This is a genomic window from Salinivibrio siamensis (assembly GCF_001996005.1).
Lineage (GTDB): Bacteria > Pseudomonadota > Gammaproteobacteria > Enterobacterales > Vibrionaceae > Salinivibrio > Salinivibrio siamensis.
In genome coordinates this window covers 1-12,641 of the sequence record NZ_MUFB01000013.1, presented here as the reverse complement: position 1 = coordinate 12,641, position 12,641 = coordinate 1, and the positions used below count along the sequence as shown (strand labels likewise).

Here is a 12,641-nt window from a genome sequence, read left to right as displayed (position 1 = left end):
GTGCATTTTGCTTGCTACACTTTATGCTTGTCATTTGCGCGAAAAACGCTCTAAAATGAATGAACGTTCATTCATTGCTTGGTGTATTATCTATGGACAAACGTACGCAAATCTTTGCCGCGACCGAGCAATTAATCGCGACGGTCGGGCTCGATAAAGTCTCAATGCAACAAGTGGCGACACAAGCACACGTCGCTGCAGGGACCATTTATCGCTATTTCAAAGACAAGGATGATTTGCTTCGCCAACTGTCTTCGCACCTGATGATGCAGTGTGCGACCCATATCCAGCAAGGGGTCAAGGATGAACCAACACTCAAACGTCAGTTTGAACGCTTATGGCGCAATACTTGGACCATGATGCTACAACGCGATCATCTGCTATTGTCTCGAGACCAGTTTGATGCGCTGCCACGGGACGACCAGTTACACGCTCAGCGGGAGCGAGATGCCTTCTCCGACCTTTATCAAGTCTTTCAAGAAGGTAAGCAACAAGGCGTGCTCAAGCCCCTCGATGATGAGGTGTTAATCACCTTGGGACTCGAACCCGCTTTTTGTTTAGCTCGCAAACAGGTTCGGGGTGTTATAACCCTGGACAGTCATGCTATCGCAGATGCGATCCACGCTTGCTGGGATGCAATTTCTCTTCACTAACGACGTTCGGAGCTTACTTCGATGAAAAAATGGTTTTTCTTTATGGTTATCCTCGCGCTGCTGCTGTTTGGCAGTGTGATTGGCTTTAACCTGTTCAAGCAGCAAAAGATTGCAGAGTATATGGCAAACATGCCAGAGCCCACCCACCCAGTCACCGCGGTGACGGTTGAGGCTGAGCCTTGGACACCAACGCTTGACGCCATTGGTTTTGTTGAGCCTAACCAAGGGATCACCTTAACCACCCAAATTGCCGGTGTCGTCGATGTGATTAATTTTGAGTCTGGCCAAACCGTTGAGCGTGGGCAAAACCTGGTCGAGCTCGACTCGAGCGTTGAAAAAGCCAATTTAGCCAGCACCCAAGCGCGCCTACCGGCGGCGGAAGCCAAGTTTAAACGCTACCAAGGACTGTTTGCTAAAGGCTCTATCTCTAAAGAAGCGCTGGATGAAGCCGAGGCCAATTATCGGTCGCTACAAGCTGACATTAACGCACTGAAAGCCACCATTGCCCGTCGTAATATCCAAGCACCCTTCGATGGTGTGATTGGCCTGCGTGATGTTTTCTTAGGTGAATACTTGCAGCCAGGTACGGATATTGCTCGCCTCGAGGATACCTCGGTGATGAAGCTGCGCTTTACCGTGCCACAAACAGATATTTCTAAAATCCGTCTGAGCCAGCCGTTGCGCATTACTGTCGACGCGTATCCTGAAAAGGAATTCATCGGCTCTATCAGTGCCATTGAGCCTGCGGTCAACAGCCAGAGTGGTCTTATCAAGGTGGAAGCGAACATCCCGAATAACGATGGTCAGTTGCGCTCAGGGATGTTTGCCCGTGCCGATATCGTTCTGCCCACCATTGAAGAGCAAATCGTGATTGATCAAACCGCGATTAATTTCACCTTGTACGGGGAAAGTGTGTACGTGATCCGCGAAGAAGAAGGGGAAAAACGCGCGTTCCAACAAGTGCTCAAAGTCGGTGAGCGTCGTGGCCATCAAGCACGCATTATCGAAGGTCTGCAACCTGGCGATCAGGTCGTCACCTCCGGCCAAGTGCGATTAAGCAATGGCTCCAAAGTGAAAATCGTCGAAAACGACGCTCTCACACCACCAGAACAATTACCTCAATTGTAAGACGAGGATGTGATGCGCTTTACTGATATTTTTATCCGGCGCCCCGTGCTAGCCGCGTCAATCAGTATTCTGATTGCGCTGCTCGGCCTGCAATCTTTATTTAAGATGCAAGTCAGGGAATACCCGGAGATGACCAATACCGTGGTCACCATCACAACCAGCTATTATGGCGCCAGTGCCGACTTGATTCAGGGCTTCATTACGACGCCACTCGAACAAGCCGTGGCCCAAGCTGATAATATTGACTTTATGACCTCAGAGTCGGTGCTTGGTTCTTCGACCATTACGGTCAATATGAAGCTTAATACCGACCCTAATGCCGCCTTGGCCGATATTCTCGCCAAGGTAAACTCGGTGCGTGCTCAGCTCCCCGCTGAAGCCGAAGATCCGTCAGTATCGATGTCGACCGGTTCGACCACCGCGGTGATGTATGTTGGTTTTACCTCACCCGAGCTCGACTCCAGTCAGATCACCGACTACCTCGAACGCGTGGTCAAACCTCAGCTGTTTACCGTGGATGGCGTTTCCAAAATCGACCTTTACGGCGGGGTGAAGTATGGCCTTCGCGTGTGGCTCGATCCGGAGAAAATGGCGGCATTTAAGCTGGCGGCCACCGACGTGATGTCCGTGCTTGATGCCAACAACTACCAGTCGGCCACCGGTCAGGCGATTGGTACCTTTATGATCTATAACGGCAGTGCCGATACCCAGGTCTCCACCCCTGAAGAGCTGAGTAACTTGGTGGTGGATACCCAAGATGGTCGTGTCGTACGCCTCGGAGACATCGCTAAGGTCTCACTCGAGAAAAGCCATGATCGGGTACGTGCACTGGCCAATGGCTCTGAAGCCGTTGTCGCCGCGATCAATGCCACCCCGTCGGCTAACCCCATCAATATTGCCGCTGACGTCATGGATATGTTGCCGGAAGTTGAGCGCAACATGCCAAGCAATATCGAGATGAATGTGCTGTATGACTCATCTAATGCAATCAATGAGTCCATCAATGAGGTGATCAAAACCATCATTGAAGCGGCACTGATCGTGTTGGTGGTGATCACCCTGTTCTTGGGCTCATTCCGCGCGGTAATTATCCCTATTATCACCATTCCGCTATCCCTGATTGGTGTGGCGTTGGTGATGGAAATGATTGGCTTCTCACTGAACTTGATGACCCTGCTGGCGATGGTGCTGGCTATCGGCTTGGTGGTCGACGATGCGATCGTGGTATTGGAAAACATCGACCGCCATATAAAGCTGGGAGAGTCCCCTTTCCGCGCGGCCATTATTGGTACACGGGAAATTGCCGTGCCGGTTATCTCCATGACACTGACATTGGCGGCGGTGTATGCCCCTATCGCCATGATGGGCGGGATCACCGGCTCGCTGTTTAAAGAGTTTGCGTTAACGCTTGCTGGGGCTGTGTTTGTCTCCGGGATTGTCGCATTAACACTCTCACCGGTAATGTGTTCGACCATGCTGAAAGCCAATGCCAAGCCAAGTCGCTTTGAGCTTGCCGTTCACCGCTTCTTGGATGGAATGACCGACAAGTATGCTCATCTTCTTAGTAAGGTGATGCAACGCCGTCCTGTGGTGGTATCTTTTGCGGTCATCGTCTTTGCCTCTTTACCCGTGCTATTTAATTTTATCCCCAGTGAACTCGCACCATCGGAAGATAAAGGCGTGGTAGTCATGATGGGGACGGCACCCTCGACGGCTAACCTGGATTACATCCAAAACAGCATGGCGGAAGTGAACCAAAAGCTCGACGAACAACCAGAAGTGGCCTTTTCTCAGGTCTTTTCTGGGGTGCCGAAATCGAATCAAGCGTTTGGTATCGCCTCACTGGTGCCTTGGAGTGAGCGGGAAGCCAGTCAGTCCGAAGTGGTAAAACGCATGGCTGACGAAGTGAAAGACATTCCGGGTATGAAGGTCACCACCTTTGAAATGCCAGAACTGCCCGGTGCCTCCTCCGGCTTGCCGATCCAATTTGTGGTGACGACCCCGAATAATTTCGAAAGTCTCTATCAAGTGACCGCCGAAATTATGTCCGAGGTACAATCTAGCCCGAACTTCGTCTATTCGGAGCTGAACCTTAACTTTGATTCGGCCACCATGAATATCAGCATTGATAAAGACAAAGCTGGGTCATATGGCGTGACGATGCGTGATATTGGCGCCACCATTGGCACCATGATGGCGGATGGCTACGTCAACCGTATCGACTTTGATGGCCGCTCATATGAGGTGATCCCGCAAGTGGAGCGTAAATATCGCCTCAACCCTGAGTCCATTGAGAGCTACTATGTTCGTGCGGCCAACGGTGATTCCATTCCGCTGGGCTCGCTGATTGACATTGAAGTCACCGCGGAGCCTCGCTCACTCCCGCACTTTAATCAGCTAAACGCTGCGACCATCAGTGCGGTATCTGCGCCCGGTGTCACCATGGGTACCGCGGTGGATTGGTTCGAAAGCAAGGCAGCAGAGTTGCCTAAAGGCTATCAGCACGATTACCTCGGTGAGTCTCGCCAATACGTGACAGAAGGCAGCGCGCTGTATGCCACCTTCTTGTTCGCCTTAGCGATCATTTATCTGGTACTGGCGATTCAGTTTGAATCCTTGCTCGACCCACTGGTGATCTTGGTCTCTGTGCCACTTGCGATTTGTGGTGCCTTAATTGCACTCGCGTGGGGGCTATCATCAATGAACATCTACTCACAAGTCGGGTTGATAACCTTGATAGGTCTGATTACCAAACACGGTATTCTGATCTGTGAGGTGGCTAAAGAGCAGCAACTGCATCATCAAGCCAGCCGAATGGACGCGGTAAAAGAAGCGGCCAAAATTCGTCTGCGTCCGATCTTAATGACCACTGCCGCGATGATTGCAGGCCTCATCCCGCTAATGTTCGCCACCGGCGCAGGCGCCGAGCAACGCTTTAGCATCGGGATTGTGATCGTAGCGGGTCTCGCTATCGGTACGTTATTCACGCTATTCGTTCTGCCAGTGATTTACACCTACCTGGCCAGCAAGCACAAACCACTGCCTGTGTTTGTCGAAGACGATGAACTTGATAAGCTCGATGAAGACTATCGCGCATCACACTAACCCAAAGGGCCTTCGGGCCCTTTTCTTTTATCATCCTTTCGACAAGCTGTGCGTATTTACATAGAATAAAGACAGTTAATAAAGGAGTATTCCATGTTTGACCCCAAAAAACTTGAGCAAATGGCCAAGCAAATTCACGACGCCATGCCTCAGCCTGTTAAAGAGTTAGGCACGGATATGGAAAGCCGTGTGCGCCAAGCCATCCAAGGCCAACTGACTAAGCTGGATGTAGTAAGCCGTGAGGAGTTTGATGTACAAACCCAGGTGTTACTGCGCACCCGTCAAAAGCTCACCGAACTCGAAGCCAAGCTGGATGCCATGGAAGCAAAAGTGGGTCAATCGACAGATAACCAAGAATAACCCACGCAGATATAAAAAAGCCTGACCCTCAGGCCAGGCTTCTCTTCCGCGTTATCTCAAACGATCCGCGCTTTTATTTGTCGAGCGCAATTTGTTTCATATCGGTCATATAGCCGCGCAATTCCTCACCGATATACTCAATTGGGTGGTTGCGGATACGGTCATTGACCTCGATTAAGGTGGCGTTGTCGACCTGGTTAGAGGTTTCTCCAAGCCCTTTACCAATCACATCTGCGCTCACTGTTGGCATAAAGTGTTCGCGCAGCAGCGGTGTCGCCACGTTTGCGAATAAGTAGTTGCCGTACTCAGCCGTATCGGAAATGACCACGTTCATTTCGTACAAGCGCTTACGCGCAATAGTATTGGCAATCAAAGGCAATTCATGCAATGACTCGTAATACGCTGATTCTTCGATAATGCCAGATGACACCATGACTTCAAAAGCAAGCTCGACCCCTGCACGCACCATAGCTACCATCAAAATGCCGTTATCAAAGAATTCCTGCTCATTGATGCTTACATCCGACTCGGGATAGTTTTCAAACGCGGTCTGTGCGGTTTCTTCACGCCATGTGAACAAGTCTTTATCGCCGTTTTCCCAATCGGCCATCATGGTCGCGGAGAAATGGCCAGCGATGATGTCGTCCATGTGTTTGTTATAGAGGGGGCGCATCAGTTCTTTAAGCGACTCCGACAACTCAAAGGCTTTGATTTTCGCTGGATTGGACAAGCGATCCATCATGTGAGTGATGCCACCGAACTTTAGCGCTTCAGTAATGGTTTCCCAGCCATACTGAATCAATTTACCCGCATAACCTGGATCAACACCTTCTGCGATCATTTTCTCATAGCAAACGACCGAGCCTGCCTGCAGCATCCCACACAGGATGGTTTGCTCACCCATCAGATCGGATTTCACTTCTGCCACGAATGAAGAGGCAAGTACGCCAGCACGGTGGCCACCGGTTGCAGCTGCCCACGCTTTCGCAATCTCAAAGCCTTCACCTTTAGGATCATTTTCTGGATGGACAGCGATCAGCGTCGGCACACCAAAGCCGCGTTTATATTCTTCACGCACCTCGGTACCCGGACACTTAGGTGCCACCATAACCACAGTAATGTCTTCACGGATACGCTGACCGACTTCGACAATATTAAAACCATGTGAGTAACCGAGCGCGGCGCCCTCTTTCATCAGTGGCATCACGGTTTCGACGACGTTGGAGTGCTGTTTATCTGGTGTAAGGTTAATCACCAAGTCTGCCCGTGGGATCAAATCTTGGTAGCTACCCACTTCAAATCCATTCTCAGCCGCGTTCTGATAAGAAGGACGCTTTTCATCAATGGCAGCCTGTCGCAGTGCATAAGCCACATCAAGACCCGAGTCGCGCATGTTTAAGCCTTGGTTGAGCCCTTGCGCACCACAGCCGACAATCACCACTTTTTTACCTTTGAGAAATTCGGCCTCGGTGGCAAATTCGTCACGATCCATAAATCGGCATACGCCTAATTGTTCCAATTGTTGACGCAAATTCAGGGTATTAAAGTAGTTCGCCATGGGGTGCTCCATTGATTCAAATCCGTGATTGGGTGTGTTTTCACCGCGTATTTTTGATACTACCCTAACCACTATATTGCCTAAAGTGATATATTCACAATATAACATTGCAATTAAAGCAACAATAAAATCATGAATGCAAAGCAACTCACGGGCTTCCTCCATCTCTGTGACACCAAAAGCTACACCCGGGCCGCACAAGCGATGCACGTCAGCCCCTCAGCCTTGAGCCGAATCATCCAACGTCTTGAAGAAGATATCGGTCAGCCGCTGTTTATTCGCACCAATAAAGCGGTCGATCTCACCCCAGCAGGTAAAACGCTGCTTCCCGTCGCACGCGATATTCTTCAGCTTTGGCACACGACTAAAGCCAGTATCAATGAACATGCCTCTTTGCTCGGCGGTAAGCTCACGCTCTTTTGTTCGGTCACTGCAAGCTATAGCCATTTACCTGAGCTCCTCGCGCGGTTTCGTCAACAATACCCAAATATCGAGCTACAGCTTCTGACTGGCGATCCCGCCCAAGCAGAAGAGAAGGTGCAAGACAATAGCGCCGACATTGCCATTGCCGCTAAACCCAAACGCTTGTCATCCAGCTTGGTGTTTCAACCGATTGATACAGTCAGTTTGTCGGTTATCGCACCGGCAATGGCCAGCAGTGGCATTGACCTACAAGCCATTGACTGGCAGCACACACCATTAATCTTGCCCGAATCAGGGACAGCGCGCGAACTCGCTGATCAATGGTTGACCAGTAAAGGGATCGAGCCAAACGTCTACGCACAAATAGCAGGCCATGAGGCGATTGTCAGTATGGTGGCATTGGGCTGTGGTATTGGTGTCGCACCCGATGTAGTGATTGATAACAGCCCAGTAAAAGACAAGGTTGAGCGATTACGCCAAGAAATTGTACAACCTCTCGAACTGGGCCTTTGTTGTAAAGCTTCCCGCGCAAAAGAGCCTTTACTCAACGCCCTACTCGATGTCATGCGATAAACACAAAAAGCCCCAACACAATGATGCTGGGGCTTAAACGCAAAAAACCCCAGCTTTTCAGCTAGGGTTTCTAAATAGTGGCGGAGGGCCGGGGTTGCGGACAACGGGCAGGCCATCCTGCGGGACTCATTCGCCCGCAGGGCGAACCTGCCAATAACAAAAAAACCCTACTAAAATTAGCAGGGCTTCTAAGTAGTGGCGGAGTGGACGGGACTCGAACCCGCGACCCCCGGCGTGACAGGCCGGTATTCTAACCAACTGAACTACCACTCCGCACCAATTCTGTATGACTAAAGACTTATATCTCTTTGCTTTAATCAATTGTATTCAAAGCCTGGCGATGTCCTACTCTCACATGGGGAGACCCCACACTACCATCGGCGCTTTCTAAGTAGTGGCGGAGTGGACGGGACTCGAACCCGCGACCCCCGGCGTGACAGGCCGGTATTCTAACCAACTGAACTACCACTCCGCACCAATTCTGTATGACTAAAGACTTATATCTCTTTGCTTTAATCAATTGTATTCAAAGCCTGGCGATGTCCTACTCTCACATGGGGAGACCCCACACTACCATCGGCGCTGCTTCGTTTCACTACTGAGTTCGGCATGGARTCAGGTGGGTCCAAAGCGCTATGGTCGCCAAGCAAAATTTTGTCTGGAACAAAATTTAACGCACTTYAGTGCGGCCCGTCAGGGTCAAATACAAGGATGTATTTGATAAATTCGTTCCTWAATCTAGAAAGCTGTTYGTTCTCGCCACAATCAACTGGCTTATTTYAAGTCCAACCCAAAACCTCTTGGGTGTTGTATGGTTAAGCCTCACGGGCAATTAGTACAGGTTAGCTCAACGCCTCACAGCGCTTACACACCCTGCCTATCAACGTTCTAGTCTAGAACAACCCTTTAGAGAGCTCGAAGCTCTAGGGATGACTCATCTCGGGGCCAGCTTCGCGCTTAGATGCTTTCAGCGCTTATCGACAACCCTTTAGAGAGCTCGAAGCTCTAGGGATGACTCATCTCGGGGCCAGCTTCGCGCTTAGATGCTTTCAGCGCTTATCTGTGCCGAACTTAGCTACCGGGCAATGCGTCTGGCGACACAACCCGAACACCAGCGGTTCGTCCACTCCGGTCCTCTCGTACTAGGAGCAGCTCCCCTCAATCATCCAACGCCCACGGCAGATAGGGACCGAACTGTCTCACGACGTTCTAAACCCAGCTCGCGTACCACTTTAAATGGCGAACAGCCATACCCTTGGGACCGACTTCAGCCCCAGGATGTGATGAGCCGACATCGAGGTGCCAAACACCGCCGTCGATATGAACTCTTGGGCGGTATCAGCCTGTTATCCCCGGAGTACCTTTTATCCGTTGAGCGATGGCCCTTCCATTCAGAACCACCGGATCACTATGACCTACTTTCGTACCTGCTCGAGCCGTCACTCTCGCAGTTAAGCGGGCTTATGCCATTGCACTAACCTCACGATGTCCGACCGTGATTAGCCCACCTTCGTGCTCCTCCGTTACRCTTTGGGAGGAGACCGCCCCAGTCAAACTACCCACCAGGCACTGTCCTCACCCCGGATAACGGGGCTAAGTTAGAACATCAAACATACAAGGGTGGTATTTCAAGGATGGCTCCACRRCAACTGGCGTCGCCGCTTCAAAGCCTCCCACCTATCCTACACATGTAGGCTCAATGTTCAGTGCCAAGCTGTAGTAAAGGTTCACGGGGTCTTTCCGTCTAGCCGCGGGTACACAGCATCTTCACTGCGATTTCAATTTCACTGAGTCTCGGGTGGAGACAGCGTGGCCATCATTACGCCATTCGTGCAGGTCGGAACTTACCCGACAAGGAATTTCGCTACCTTAGGACCGTTATAGTTACGGCCGCCGTTTACCGGGGCTTCAATCAATGGCTTCTCTTGCGATAACCACATCAATTAACCTTCCGGCACCGGGCAGGCGTCACACCGTATACGTCATCTTTCGATTTTGCACAGTGCTGTGTTTTTAATAAACAGTTGCAGCCACCTGGTATCTGCGACTGCCCATAGCTCCATCCGCAAGGGACTTCACCGCGGGCAGCGTACCTTCTCCCGAAGTTACGGTACCATTTTGCCTAGTTCCTTCACCCGAGTTCTCTCAAGCGCCTTGGTATTCTCTACCCGACCACCTGTGTCGGTTTGGAGTACGGTTGCTACTTACCTGAAGCTTAGAGGCTTTTCCCGGAAGCATGGCATCAATGACTTCACCACCTTGGTGGCTCGACATCGTGTCTCGGCCTTGATTTCCCGGATTTGCCTAAGAAATCAGCCTACGCACTTGAACCTGGACAACCATCGCCAGGCCCACCTAGCCTTCTCCGTCCCCCCATCGCAGTAAGCAGCAGTACGGGAATATTAACCCGTTTCCCATCGACTACGCCTTTCGGCCTCGCCTTAGGGGCCGACTTACCCTGCCCCGATTAACGTTGGACAGGAACCCTTGGTCTTCCGGCGAGGAGGTTTTTCACCCCCTTTATCGTTACTCATGTCAGCATTCGCACTTGTGATACCTCCAGCATGCCTCTCAGCACACCTTCAACAGCTTACACAACGCTCCCCTACCCAATATCCATAAGGACATTGCCGCAGCTTCGGTGTATCGCTTAGCCCCGTTACATCTTCCGCGCAGGCCGACTCGACCAGTGAGCTATTACGCTTTCTTTAAATGATGGCTGCTTCTAAGCCAACATCCTGGCTGTCTGAGCCTTCCCACATCGTTTCCCACTTAGCGATAACTTGGGGACCTTAGCTGGCGGTCTGGGTTGTTTCCCTCTCCACGACGGACGTTAGCACCCGCCGTGTGTCTCCCGGATAGTACTTACTGGTATTCGGAGTTTGCAAAGGGTTGGTAAGTCGGGATGACCCCCTAGCCTTAACAGTGCTCTACCCCCAGTAGTATTCGTCCGAGGCGCTACCACGTTAGTGAGTTCGGTCCTCCAGTTGATGTTACTCAACCTTCAACCTGCCCATGGCTAGATCACTCGGTTTCGGGTCTAATGCTAGCAACTACTCGCCCAGTTAAGACTCGGTTTCCCTACGGCTCCCCTATGCGGTTAACCTTGCTACTAACATTAAGTCGCTGACCCATTATACAAAAGGTACGCGGTCACCCCMMMAAGGAGGCTCCCACTGCTTGTACGTAGACGGTTTCAGGTTCTATTTCACTCCCCTCACAGGGGTTCTTTTCGCCTTTCCCTCACGGTACTGGTTCACTATCGGTCAGTCAGGAGTATTTAGCCTTGGAGGATGGTCCCCCCATGTTCAGACAAGATATCACGTGTCCCGTCCTACTCGTTTTCACGKCTAAGGCGCCGTCGGTTACGGGGCTATCACCCTTTATTGCCAGGTTTTCCAACCTGTTCACCTAACGCCTAAGCCGCTTAAGGGCTGCTCCGGGTTCGCTCGCCGCTACTGCCGGAATCTCAATTGATTTCTTTTCCTTCGGGTACTTAGATGTTTCAGTTCCCCGAGTTCGCCTCTTAGCGCTATGTATTYACRCTAAGATAYCTGCTTATGCAGGTGGGTTTCCCCATTCGGACATCGATGGCTCAAATGCTTCTTACCAGCTCACCATCGCTTTTCGCAGGTTAGTACGTCCTTCATCGCCTCTGACTGCCAAGGCATCCACCGTCTACGCTTAGTCACTTAACCATACAACCCCAAAAGGTCTTGCATGAAAACAACTAAGGTTTTGTTTTTGCCGGACTCAAAATAGAGACTTTGCTTATCAAATAAGACAAAGCCCAAGCACACTTGATTGTGTGAGTGACATTTCTGTCACTGATTGAGAACTTTACTGTCATTCTTTAAGAATGACTTGTCAGCTTTCCAGATTGTTAAAGAGCATGTGATTCTATCAATACGATAAACCACTTTTTAAAGACACTTATCACCATAAATGCGCTTAAAAAGTGGTGGAGCTAAGCAGGATCGAACTGCTGACCTCCTGCGTGCAAGGCAGGCGCTCTCCCAGCTGAGCTATAGCCCCTAAATTACTGTCATTCTTTAAGAATGACTTGTCAGCTTTCCAGATTGTTAAAGAGCATGTGATTCTATCAATACGATAAACCACTTTTTAAAGACACTTATCACCATAAATGCGCTTAAAAAGTGGTGGAGCTAAGCAGGATCGAACTGCTGACCTCCTGCGTGCAAGGCAGGCGCTCTCCCAGCTGAGCTATAGCCCCATCATAATTCCTTAGACAGACTTCTTCGAAGAAGCCACTTCGCTTAACCCAGTCAGATTTGAAGTGAGACGCGCAGTGTGCGCTAGCACATGAGCATCGCAGCTATCAAAGATGACGCAGGGTAAGTAGAAGTGGTGGGTCTGAGTGGACTTGAACCACCGACCTCACCCTTATCAGGGGTGCGCTCTAACCACCTGAGCTACAGACCCATCTAAGGTACGAGCCTTTCACTAAGGCATTCGTATCTCTTTGACTTTCAACCTATACAATCTGTGTGAACACTCGCAAMAATAGCGTCAGTAAGGAGGTGATCCAGCCCCAGGTTCCCCTAGGGCTACCTTGTTACGACTTCACCCCAGTCATGAACCACACCGTGGTAAACGCCCTCCCGAAGGTTAAGCTATCTACTTCTGGTGCAGCCCACTCCCATGGTGTGACGGGCGGTGTGTACAAGGCCCGGGAACGTATTCACCGTGGCATTCTGATCCACGATTACTAGCGATTCCGACTTCATCACTCCCATGGTGTGACGGGCGGTGTGTACAAGGCCCGGGAACGTATTCACCGTGGCATTCTGATCCACGATTACTAGCGATTCCGACTTCAT

The 12,641-nt window shown here is 50.7% G+C and carries 6 protein-coding genes, 5 tRNA genes and 3 rRNA genes; 5 read left to right on the top strand and 9 right to left on the bottom strand.

What is annotated here, in order from left to right; translation table 11 throughout:
• The first annotated feature begins 92 nt into the window (after positions 1-92).
• The 4 genes from BZG73_RS08415 to ubiK all read left to right on the top strand — a co-directional run bounded on the left by BZG73_RS08415 (position 93) and on the right by ubiK (position 5,246).
• The gene (locus tag BZG73_RS08415; RefSeq protein WP_077579524.1) at positions 93-653 is read left to right on the top strand and encodes a TetR/AcrR family transcriptional regulator; all 561 of its coding nucleotides are present in this window, start codon (positions 93-95) and stop codon (positions 651-653) included.
• Positions 654-674: 21 nt separating this feature from the next.
• The gene (locus BZG73_RS08410) at positions 675-1,781 is read left to right on the top strand and encodes an efflux RND transporter periplasmic adaptor subunit (RefSeq protein WP_046074485.1); all 1,107 of its coding nucleotides are present in this window, start codon (positions 675-677) and stop codon (positions 1,779-1,781) included.
• A 12-nt stretch (positions 1,782-1,793) separates the two neighbouring features.
• Positions 1,794-4,886, top strand: coding sequence for a multidrug efflux RND transporter permease subunit (locus BZG73_RS08405; protein WP_046074486.1), 3,093 nt, complete (start codon positions 1,794-1,796; stop codon positions 4,884-4,886).
• A gap of 93 nt (positions 4,887-4,979) precedes the next feature.
• On the top strand, positions 4,980-5,246 hold the full coding sequence (gene ubiK, locus BZG73_RS08400; RefSeq protein WP_046074487.1) for a ubiquinone biosynthesis accessory factor UbiK: 267 nt from the start codon (positions 4,980-4,982) through the stop codon (positions 5,244-5,246).
• Positions 5,247-5,319: 73 nt separating this feature from the next.
• Here the strand turns inward: ubiK and ilvC are convergent, their stop codons facing one another.
• On the bottom strand, positions 5,320-6,804 hold the full coding sequence (gene ilvC / locus BZG73_RS08395; RefSeq protein ID WP_077668090.1) for a ketol-acid reductoisomerase: 1,485 nt from the start codon (positions 6,802-6,804) through the stop codon (positions 5,320-5,322).
• A 132-nt stretch (positions 6,805-6,936) separates the two neighbouring features.
• On the opposite strand from ilvC, the gene ilvY reads away from it, so the two are divergent.
• Positions 6,937-7,800 carry an HTH-type transcriptional activator IlvY gene (gene ilvY / locus BZG73_RS08390; RefSeq protein WP_077668089.1) on the top strand — a complete coding sequence of 288 codons (864 nt, stop codon included), beginning with the start codon at positions 6,937-6,939 and terminating at the stop codon, positions 7,798-7,800.
• A gap of 196 nt (positions 7,801-7,996) precedes the next feature.
• On the opposite strand, the gene BZG73_RS08385 is transcribed toward ilvY, so the two are convergent.
• The 8 genes from BZG73_RS08385 to BZG73_RS08350 form a co-directional block, all read right to left on the bottom strand.
• Positions 7,997-8,073: transfer RNA gene (locus tag BZG73_RS08385), tRNA-Asp, on the bottom strand.
• Between the two features lie 122 nt (positions 8,074-8,195).
• Positions 8,196-8,272 (bottom strand) — tRNA-Asp (locus tag BZG73_RS08380).
• Between the two features lie 59 nt (positions 8,273-8,331).
• A 5S ribosomal RNA gene (gene rrf / locus BZG73_RS08375) occupies positions 8,332-8,447 on the bottom strand.
• 164 nt (positions 8,448-8,611) lie between these two features.
• Positions 8,612-11,498, bottom strand: a 23S ribosomal RNA gene (locus tag BZG73_RS08370).
• A 261-nt stretch (positions 11,499-11,759) separates the two neighbouring features.
• Positions 11,760-11,835: transfer RNA gene (locus tag BZG73_RS08365), tRNA-Ala, on the bottom strand.
• A gap of 123 nt (positions 11,836-11,958) precedes the next feature.
• Positions 11,959-12,034, bottom strand: a tRNA-Ala gene (locus tag BZG73_RS08360).
• A 132-nt stretch (positions 12,035-12,166) separates the two neighbouring features.
• Positions 12,167-12,243: transfer RNA gene (locus BZG73_RS08355), tRNA-Ile, on the bottom strand.
• A gap of 91 nt (positions 12,244-12,334) precedes the next feature.
• A 16S ribosomal RNA gene (locus BZG73_RS08350) occupies positions 12,335-12,641 on the bottom strand; the annotation flags it as partial.

Coding starts and splice junctions, on each gene's coding strand:
- BZG73_RS08415 (WP_077579524.1), top strand. CDS start 93: ATGGACAAACGTACGCAAATCTTTGCCGCGACCGAGCAATTAATCGCG.
- BZG73_RS08410 (WP_046074485.1), top strand. CDS start 675: ATGAAAAAATGGTTTTTCTTTATGGTTATCCTCGCGCTGCTGCTGTTT.
- BZG73_RS08405 (WP_046074486.1), top strand. CDS start 1,794: ATGCGCTTTACTGATATTTTTATCCGGCGCCCCGTGCTAGCCGCGTCA.
- ubiK (WP_046074487.1), top strand. CDS start 4,980: ATGTTTGACCCCAAAAAACTTGAGCAAATGGCCAAGCAAATTCACGAC.
- ilvC (WP_077668090.1), bottom strand. CDS start 6,804: ATGGCGAACTACTTTAATACCCTGAATTTGCGTCAACAATTGGAACAA.
- ilvY (WP_077668089.1), top strand. CDS start 6,937: ATGAATGCAAAGCAACTCACGGGCTTCCTCCATCTCTGTGACACCAAA.